This window comes from Actinokineospora sp. (assembly GCF_050699995.1).
Taxonomy (GTDB): Bacteria; Actinomycetota; Actinomycetes; order Mycobacteriales; family Pseudonocardiaceae; genus Actinokineospora.
Map to the genome: position 1 here is coordinate 1 of NZ_JBOHGC010000614.1, position 8,019 is coordinate 8,019.

The 8,019-nt window shown below is 69.4% G+C and carries 5 protein-coding genes; 1 reads left to right on the forward strand and 4 read right to left on the reverse strand.

Annotation, left to right across the window (positions count from 1 at the left end; all coding sequences use genetic code 11):
* Positions 1-172: 172 nt before the first annotated feature.
* Entirely contained in the window at positions 173-1,030 is an 858-nt protein-coding gene (locus tag ACRDSQ_RS29540) for a Fic family protein (RefSeq protein ID WP_431425594.1), read from the forward strand.
* A gap of 140 nt (positions 1,031-1,170) precedes the next feature.
* On the opposite strand, the gene ACRDSQ_RS29545 is transcribed toward ACRDSQ_RS29540, so the two are convergent.
* The 4 genes from ACRDSQ_RS29545 to ACRDSQ_RS29560 all read right to left on the reverse strand — a co-directional run.
* Positions 1,171-2,421 carry a TIGR02679 family protein gene (locus tag ACRDSQ_RS29545; protein ID WP_431425595.1) on the reverse strand — a complete coding sequence of 417 codons (1,251 nt, stop codon included), beginning with the start codon at positions 2,419-2,421 and terminating at the stop codon, positions 1,171-1,173.
* A complete protein-coding gene (locus ACRDSQ_RS29550) occupies positions 2,418-6,506 on the reverse strand; it encodes a TIGR02680 family protein (protein WP_431425596.1) in 4,089 nt (1,362 codons plus the stop codon). Before ACRDSQ_RS29550 ends, ACRDSQ_RS29545 begins: the two co-directional genes overlap by 4 nt.
* On the reverse strand, positions 6,503-7,693 hold the full coding sequence (locus ACRDSQ_RS29555; RefSeq protein WP_431425598.1) for a TIGR02678 family protein: 1,191 nt from the start codon (positions 7,691-7,693) through the stop codon (positions 6,503-6,505). The genes ACRDSQ_RS29550 and ACRDSQ_RS29555 overlap by 4 nt, the downstream gene beginning before the upstream one ends.
* On the reverse strand, positions 7,690-8,019 hold a 330-nt coding region (locus ACRDSQ_RS29560), incomplete at its 5' end, for a DUF2397 family protein (RefSeq protein WP_431425599.1). The genes ACRDSQ_RS29560 and ACRDSQ_RS29555, both read right to left, overlap by 4 nt.

Genomic DNA, 8,019 nt, shown 5'->3' on the forward strand with positions numbered 1-8,019 from the left:
CAACTGCTTCACCAACAACGCCAACTCCTCATACGAGGGCTGCGATTCGTCGGGCACCACACCATGATCCACCCGGCGAGCCCAAAGATCAACTCACCACGCCAAGACGACCAGCTGACCAGTCACCATCCAGCAACTCGCCGAAGATCGGCATTTTTCGTTTGACGAGTCATTGATCCGCAGCCTGCATTTCATGATGCTCGGACACGACCTGGAAAAGAGTCCAGGGCGTTACCGACAAAGCGCGATCTACGTGCATGACGAAGAGGTCAACGAAGTTGTCTACGAGGGGCCAGAGTCTGACTTCCTCCAAGAGTTGATGGGCGAACTGGTAGTCGAGCTGCAGCATCCCGGCGGCTGCCCTTCGTTTGTTCGCGGTGCCATGGCGCATCTGAACCTCGTCATGATTCATCCGTTCCGAGACGGGAATGGACGCATGGCCCGAGCGCTGCAAACACTGGTCCTCGCGCGCGAGCGCAACATCGCCCCCGAGTTCAGCAGCATCGAAGAGTGGCTCGGGAAGAACACAGCCGCGTACTACGCAGTACTCGCCGAAGTCGGGCAGGGGTCCTGGCAGCCCGCCAACGACACGCAACCGTGGATCAGGTTCAACCTGATCGCCCACCACATGCAGGCTCAGACCGTGCTTCGACGGGTGACCGAAGCCGCCGAAATGTGGAGTGAGCTGGATACCGTCATAAGCCGACACGGTCTGCCAGAGCGTACAGGCTACGCCCTTTACGACGCGATGATCGGACTGCGGGTTCGACGATCACGTTACGCCCGCGAGGCGGAGATCGAGCAAGGAGCGGCGACCCGCGATCTGCGACTGCTCGTCAGTTTGGGATTGTTGGAGGCGATTGGCGAAACGCGCGGACGATTGTATGTGGCATCTCCCCGACTTCGGTCACTCCGCAACGAGGTGGCGCGAAGTCGTCAACCGTTGTTGAACCCTTACACCCAAAATCCCGAAAGCAGGCAAGAACTACGCAAACGCGTCTCCACGTTTGGGCAACGGCACGCCGACTGATGGTCCAACCGGGAGGACACGAGGCCGACGAGCAGAGTTGCTCTTCGACTTTCGCGCGGTCAGCTTCATGGGGGCTAAATGTCAGATCTGGAGGCCGGTTCAGGAGCGCCGTGCCTTCCGCGAGCCCGAGTTGGTCCTGATCAAGTTCTGGTCGAACGGGCCAGGTCGGTGATCAGGTCTGGGAGCAGGAGCTCCTCCTGAATCTGCCGTCCGGCTTCGGCCATGCGCGGGGACAGATCCGCGTCCCACACGGCGACTGCCTGACGACCGGCCAATGCCTTCCCCGCGACTCGCGTGAGCGCGTCGTTGTAGGCCCGCACGTCGAAACGCCAAGGGCGCCACGGGAAGTGTTGGGCCAAGCGGTTGGCGATGTGGACGCCGCCCCAGTCGAAGTCGCCGTGGTAAGCGAACGCCGCGCCGTCGCGAGCGAGCAGTTCCAAGAGTCTGATCACCGCTGTCGACGGCTGGCCGTTGAGGCAGACCAGCGGCGGGCAGTCCGCACCGAGTTCGTCGGCGGCGGTGGCGACGACGATCGGGTTCTCGCACACCCAGACCCGCCGTGCGCCGACACCGAGGACCGGGTCGCGGCCGAGTTGACGCAGGGTGAGCACGCATGGCTCCCCCGCGTCGCGGGCCAGTCCCAGGACACGCGCCGTGGGCGAGTCGCCGCCGCCGGGTAGGGCCAGCGACAGCACGGTGGACGAGAGTTCGTCGCGGTGGACGCCGACCGCGGCCCAGGCGGCGCGGCGTTCGGCGGCGGTTCCGGTGCCGCTGGGCGGTTTCCCGTCGAGCACCCGCGCGGCGGCCAGAACCAGCGTGGCCAGCGGGCTGCCGTCGTCGAGTGCGTGGGCCTCGTTGGTGTGGCGGGCGGCGAGCACACCCAGCGCGACACCGGGTGCGGGGAGGTCGTCGATCACCCGCACGGCGTGCGTGACGAGGTCCGCGGCGTCGGCCGGGTCGGGCTTGAGCCTGCGGACCATGCCGGTGGACGCCAGCCAGTCGCGCCAGAGGGCAAGGACCGCGCGACGTCTCACGAGGTCGTCAGCGGGAGCGAGAGCGGCAGCCCAAGCCGCTTGGTCGGCTGACTCCTGTGCCACACGGTCGGGAATGTCGCCGACCACCGCCCGCACCGCGTCCGCGACGCTCGGGGCCGCGCCGCTGGTGCGCAGCATCCGGTCGAGGTCGTCCAGGGACACCGAGATCGACGTCCCCTGGCCCGCACGACGGCCGAGCAGCAGTTCCACGGCTCGCCGCTGCTCGGGGTCCGCGTTGACGAGGGTGACCGAGCCGGTCAGCGGTTGGCCTGACTCGATCCGCTTGCGCAGACGGGTGAGCAACCAGGCGAGTTCCGGCTTGCCCAACAGCCTTCGCAGACGGTCGACGTCGGTCATTCGAAGAGTGTCCCGCTCACCGAACCCGTGTCCGGGCTCGGCACGTACGGCACCGGCCTCGTCACCTCGGTCCGTTCCCTGCCGTCCCAGCGCCACGGGGTGACCAGGACCGCGTCGATGCCGTCGCGGCGGGCGAGTTGGGCGATGGCCAGCCCCGGGACCTGCGGGTAGCAGCCCCACTCGCGTTCACTGGTCATCACCACGTCGAGGTCGAACGACGCGAGCAGGCCGAGGCACTTCGCCCGTGAATCGTCGTCGACACCGGCGAACGCCTCATCCAGCGCGATCAGCCGGGGTGCGTGCGGGTTGCCCGCCGAACTGTAGAACGACGACGCGGCGGCGAACAGGGGCACCGACGCGGCGAGCACGCGTTCGCCGCCGGATGCCGGACCGGACGCCGGACGCCACTGTCCGTCCTGGTAGCGCTGGATCGCGAACTCGTGCCACGACCGGTAATCCAGGGCCCGCGTGAGCTGGTCTACCCAGCCGCCGCCGTCGTCGGTGGTGTGTTCGCGGTTGATCTGCTCCTGCAGGAACGCCCCGACGAGCGCGCGGTCGTCCTGGCCCCAGGCGTCGGCGGTCTGGCGCAGCAGCCGGTCCCGCACGCGGTCGAGGCCCTCGGGCGCGGCCTTGGCGGTACGCCACTGCAACCGCAGCCGCATACCGGTCGACGTGGGGCGGGCCTCCAGGTCGGCGTTGATGCCGCGCACTTGGTCCTCAGCACCGGTGATGAGTTCCTGCAGAGTCCCGGCGACCTCGTTGACCAGGTGGTTCTCCAGGATCTCCCGTTCCTTGGCGGACAACAGGTTCGTGCGCTGGTCGGTTTCGGTGGTGAGTGCGTCGACCAGTGTCGGGATGTCCTGGTCGCGGCCCTGGAACCGCACGTCCACCAGCATCACACCACTGTGGACGGTCAGGCCGACCGAGTGCCCGTGGCGCGAGAGCGCGTCGGTGAGCAGTTTGTGCTCGTTGGACACCCGCTGCTGGATGAGTTCCCACGGCCGGTCGGCGTCGTCCACGTCCTCCAGCGCGGTGTTTATCGCGCGGGCCAGCACGACAGCCGGGGTGGGCGCCCACTCCGTGTCCGGGTCGGGTACGTCCAGGTCCGGCAGCGCGGTGGCGAGCAGGCTGGTCGAGGCGAACTCACGCAGTTCGGCGACCGCGCGGTCGCGTTCGGCCACCGCGACACCGATGTTCTCGCGCAGCGTCTCGCGGCGACCGTCGGCCTTGCCGCGGTCGTCGGTCGCCTGCTTCTCCTTCGCCCGCAGGGTGGCCGCGTCCGCTTCGCACCCGGCAAGGGCTCGTCGCACGGCGGCGAGCTCGGCGAACAGGCGCTCGACTCCCGCGCCCGCCGATTCCCGCAGGACGGCAAGATGTTCGGCGGCGGCCACCGCCCGCTCCCGCGCTTCGGCGGCCTCCTCCGCCGCTGCGAGCTGCCGCCCGAGGGCCACCGCGAACTCGGTCTCCGCCTCTGCGACGGCCAAGGCCGCCCGGTGGGCCGCCCTGGCGGCGGGCCACAGCTCGGCGAGAGCGACCCGGTAATCGGCCACCGCCGCGCGGACCGCGTGCAATGCGTCCCGGTCGACTGGCAGTCCGACGTCGCCCGCGAACTCCTCCGCGCGGTCCCGCTCGGCTTGCGCCCGCTCGGCCTTCTCGGCGACGACGGCGAGCGCGGCTGTCAGGTTCTCGTCGATGCCGCGCTTGACCTGGTGGGCGCCCGCGAGTCGGGTGTGGGCTTCCCGCAGATCCTCATCGCCTGGGAGTGCCTTGCGTTCGGCGACGAGCGCGTCCATCAGCCGGACCAACTCAGCCGCCGCGTCGGCAAGATCGGCGCGCACGACACGCAATCGGTCCAGCTCGGTCCGCAGGTGGGCGAGCCGGGCGCGGCGAGCCGCCTCGCGTGCGCCCTCACCGATGTAGACGGCCGAATCCTTGTGCCACGCACCGGAGAGCACGCCGATGGCGTAGCGGCCGTCGACGTCGACCCAGGTCGATCCGTTGTGGCCCAGCCCGATCGCGCCCAACACGGCGTTGATTCCCGCATCGCTGAGGGTGGTCGCGTGCTCGTCGGCCCGGTCGATCGCCGGGACCAGCACCGATGCCAGGGCAGCGCCGGTGACCGCTTCCTGGGCGACGATGGTCGTGTCGGCTGCGTCGAGCAGTCGGCCGTCGGGCGTCACCCAGGCGTCGAGGATGCCCGAGGCTTCCAGCGCCGCCTCGATGCCCGCACGGTCGTGCTCGCCCACGCCCGAGGCGAAGTCCACGACTCTCCACAGTGGAGCACCGGGTCGCCCTTGCCTGCTTTGGGCGTCACGTGTGTGTGGCACGGGCGGTGCGTCGTGGCCGCCGGACTCCAGCCGGTCGATCTCGTCGGAGACGTCCCTGATCTCGGCGTCGACGGCCGCGGCCCGAGCCGTCGCCTCGGCCTGGCGCCCGCCCAGGTCCGCCGTCGCCAGCGAGACGGCGTGATCGACGGCGGCGGTGACCGGGTTGACGCCGTCGAGGCTGTCCGTCCACGCTTCCAGCTCCGCGAGCATCACGTCCACATCGGACAGAGTGAACCCGGTCGCGCTCGCGAGGTAAGCCGAACATGCCTCGACCAGTCGCCCGCCCGCGTCGGCGAGGCGGGTTTCCGCTTCGGCTATCCGTTCCACCGCGAGCTGTTGCTCGCCGGTGATCCGGTCGACCGCTTCCCGCGCGCGGCGCAGCTCGACGTCGGCCGCGGACACCGACGCCAGCAACCGGTCCAGCTCCGCCACCGCGTGAACCTGCTTGTCCACCAAGGATTCCCCGGCACGGCCGGCGGTGGCGTAAGGCGGTTCGTCGCGGGCGAACTCGATCATCACGTCAGCATGGGCGGTTCGCACCAACGCGAGTTCCGCGCGCCGCTCGGCGGCGGCGCGCGCGGTGTCCAAGGTGTGCTGGTCGGTCTCGGCGGCTTGCCGCTCGCGTTCGACCTTGCCTTCCTTGGCCCGCACGGTGTTCGCCGCGTCGACCTGGTCACCGTCGCGTTTCACGGCGGTGCGTTCGAGGTTCTCGGCGTCGATGCGGGCCGAGTCGAGCCGTTTGGCGTCGGCCATCTCCGGGCTGTCGTTGAGCGCTTCCTGCCGGGCGGCCAGGCGACCGCGTTCAGCCGCGAGATCGACCAACGCCTCCTCAGCGGCACGGAGCACTGCCTCAGCTTCGTGGAACGCCGCGTCGGCCTTGGTCAGGTCGGTGTTCAGCGCCTCATAGCGGCTGTGGGCCTGCCGAGGCGGAAGACTGCGGCGGCGGGCGGCGATTCGGGCGTAGCGGCGGTAGTGCGCCAGAAACGCCTCGGCGGCCGATTTCGCCTCGCCGAGCCCGCGCAGCGCTTCGCGCTCCTCATCGAGGCCGCGGAACGCGTCCGCGACGGTGGTCACCAGAGACTGGTCCAGAGGTGGCAATGCCTCGGTCAGGGCGCGGGACAGCAGCTTCTCGTCGGGCCGCTTCGACAGTTGCGGCTGACGCAGCTGGATCAGCAGGTTGACCAGCGCCTCATACCGGTGCGTGCCGAGGCCGAACAACGCTTCGTCGACCGCGCGCCGATAGTCCGTGGCGGTGTCGTAGACCATCCCGTGCCCGTCGACGGCGTCCTTGAGCCGTTCCCTGGTCAGTGGGACGCGGGTCGGGCTCAGCAAGGACAGCTGTTCCCCGATGCGTTGGGACGTCACGAAAAACCAGTGCCGCGCGATGCCCCGGCCCGCGACCGCCTTGAGTCCGCAGCCGATCGTGCGGTACTCGGCGGTGCCGTCGGCCAGCACCCTGCCGAATTCCAGCCAGGTGTAGCCGAGCCGCTCGCTGTTCGGGTGTTTCCCGCCGAGCAGCAGGTTCCACTCCATGCGCTTGTTGCGGTCGCCGTCCGGCTCGACGCGGTGCGGCGACAGCTCGCCGTCGAGCAGGAACGGCAGGGTCAGCGCCAGCACCTTCGATTTGCCGGTGCCGTTGTTGCCGCGCAGCAGAAGTCGGCCGTCGTGGAAGTGGAATTCCTCGATGTCGTAGTAGAACAGGTCCACCAGCCCGGTGCGCAGGGGCTGCCACCGCGTGGTCTGGGGAGTCGGGTTCACTTCTTGTCGCCCTTCGCGGAACGGATGGTGGGCTCGTCGACGGCGTACCGGGTGATCGCGGGCAGCGGGACGACCGCACCCGGCAGATTCCTCACCAGTCGCAGGGCCCGGAGTTTGCCCAGGGCGATGTCGAGCAGTTCGTCCTCGGCTCCAGCTTCGGTGACGCCCTTGCGCCAGAAGCTCGCGTGCTTGACGGCGAGTCGCCGCACGTGCGCGCGCAGATCGTCGAGCGACACCGGGGCGTTCGCGCTCGCCAGGTGTTCGGCGACGAGGAGGGTGACGTGACCGTCGGTGCGCTGCTCCGGCATCCGCACGTCGGTCAGCTCGTCGTCGGTGTCGACCATCGCGATGCCCTCGGCGCGCATCTCCGGCACCAGCCCGGTGGCCTCGGCGATGCGGCGGGTGATCGCGTGCCGTTGGCTGACCAGATACGCGCGCTCGTCGGTGGGCAGGTCGTCGTAGTAGACGACCGGATCGTCGAGCAGCTTGCGGGTCAGCCGGTGGCGCATGGCGCGGTTGCGCAGTTCGTCGCTGTCGGGCACCAGTTCATGGGTGAGGTCGGCGATCCGCTGGTCCATGCCACTCGCCGTGACGGTCGACGGTCCGCGTTGTCCGGTGAGCATCGCGGCAAGCACCCGGCGTCGGACGTCGTAGAGCACGTCGCCGTTGGCCGAGAGGTAGGAGTCTTCCTCGCCGGCGACCCGGTCGAGCACGCCCCAGCCCAGCAGCAGGCGCACCACCGCGACCAGGTCGGAACGCTCGTCACGGCGGCTGAGCGTGAAGGAGATCCCGGTGTCGACCAAGTCCGGCTGAGCCGCGGCGGTGAGCACCCCCTCGGCCAGGCGGCCCAGCGTGATCTGCGCGTCCGCGCGTTCCAGCACGGCCAGCGCCAGGCACAGCAGCACATACCGGCGGCGGCCGAACGCGGGCTTGGTGGCGCCGTCTCGCGCGGGGTGCGTCCCATCGGCGTCGGCGGGGGCGGTCTTGAACAGGCGCACCGAGTCGCCGTCGACCTGCAGACGCCACCCGGTCTCCTGGGAGAGCCAGAGCCGCAACTCGGTCGCGTGCCTGCGAACCAGGCGGATCATGTCGTCGTCTTTGCCCGAGACCAGCAGGGGCCGGATCAGCAGGGCCCGCAAGGCTTTGCGGCGCTGCACGGCCTGCTCGTCGGTGAAGGCCGATGTCATGCGGACAGTCTCGGGTGAGTCAGGTCGATGATGTCGATGAGGTGTTCCGGGCCGCGCAGCACGCCGTCCTCCGTGTCGATGTCAACCATCCCGCCACCGGGGAGCAAGGACAGGCAGATCTCCATGGTGCCGTCACCGGTGGTGGTCTTGACCTCGGTGTCACCAGGCAGCCGAGCGGACAGGGCGTCGCCGAGCAGACCGAGGAACAACCGGAACGCGCGGGCGTCGAGCACGTCCAGGTCGGACAGGCGGACCGGGCCGTCGGTGGCCAGCCGCCGCCGCGCCTCAGCCACCTCATCTGCTTCCTGGGCGGCCAACGCCTGCAG